Genomic DNA, 1185 nt, shown 5'->3' with positions numbered 1-1185 from the left:
GGGCCGGGCGGCCGGGCGGAGGAGCAGTCACTGCAACGGTTCCGGGCCGCGAACCCGCAGGCGCTGATCGTCACGACCGGGCCGGGAAACACCTCGGGAGGCTCCTTCACGGCCTACACGGCCTTCACGGCCTTCACCCACGACCACCCGGCCGTGCCCGACGGCCTCGGCCCGTGCGGCATCGTGCCGGTCGAGGACGGTGACACCACGCGCGCCGCGCGCCGCGCCGCCATCGCGGCCGTGCTGGCCCGCCACCACGGGCTCGGCCACCTCGACACCCGGCAGGCCGGACCGCTGCTCGCCGCGCTGGACCTGACCCACCAGGAGCGCGAGGCCTTTCTCACCTCCTGCCTCGGCCCGCTGCACAACTCCGCGCGCCACCGGCACCTCCTGGAGACCCTGGAGGCCTATCTCGCCCACAACCTGTGCACCACGGCCGCGGCCCGCAGCCTCTACGTCCACCGGCACACCTTCGCCTACCGGATGCGTTCCGTCCGCGCCCTCACCGGCCTCGACCCCGACCGGCCGTACCACCGGCTGCGGGCCGAACTCGCCCTGCTGATGAGCCGGGTGCACGGCTCGCCGGCCGTGCCGCGGCAGCGCACCGCGGCCGCCTGAGGCCCGGGGCTCCCGGCCGCCGACGCGCAGAACCTCGATCCGGCCGCCGCCGTCCCCGAACGCGGCCACCACCGTGGCGTGCCGGAGGGCGGCGTCCAGCGTCGGCAGCTTGCGGCGTTCGGTGCGCAGGGCGGGCGTGGAGACGATGTAGTCGATGTCCCGCCAGCCACGGGGCATCGTCCGCATGACGGCGGGGTCGCGGTCGAGCTTGTGGTGCCAGATCGTGGCGCCGGGCGCGGCGGCCGGTCCGCCCCGGCCGCCCGACGCCGCACCGGGCCCCGCCGGTGACGGGCCGGCCGCACCGGCCTCCCGCGGCGGGACGGCTCCGCTGCCGGGCGGGAAGCCCGCGGCGACGGCGTCCAGCCACAGCACCCCGTCGGTCACCACGGTGGTGTGCTCCTTGTCCCGTACGTGGTCCCCGTGCAGCCACGCGGCGGCGGCCCCGTACGCGGAGTTCGCCGACAGCCCCAGCACCTCCCGTCCCCCGGGCTGCCAGGGAAACGCGGCCAGCAGGACGAGCGCCGCGGCGGGCAGCGCGGCGGCCGGCCGGCGCGGGGTGCGCGCGGC

The 1185-nt window shown here is 77.6% G+C and carries 1 protein-coding gene and 1 pseudogene; both read left to right on the top strand.

Annotation, left to right across the window (positions count from 1 at the left end; genetic code table 11):
• On the top strand, positions 1 to 618 hold a 618-nt coding region (locus GCU69_RS05490), incomplete at its 5' end, for a PucR family transcriptional regulator (RefSeq protein WP_176604535.1).
• A 154-nt stretch (positions 619 to 772) separates the two neighbouring features.
• Positions 773 to 1185: pseudogene (locus GCU69_RS33180) on the top strand (hypothetical protein); the annotation flags it as partial.

Origin of the sequence: Streptomyces lycii (genome assembly GCF_009735685.1) — a bacterium.
In the GTDB taxonomy this organism is placed as follows: Bacteria; Actinomycetota; Actinomycetes; order Streptomycetales; family Streptomycetaceae; genus Streptomyces; species Streptomyces lycii.
Note: the sequence above shows the minus strand (reverse complement) of the source record. Positions and strands in the feature narration are given on the sequence as shown.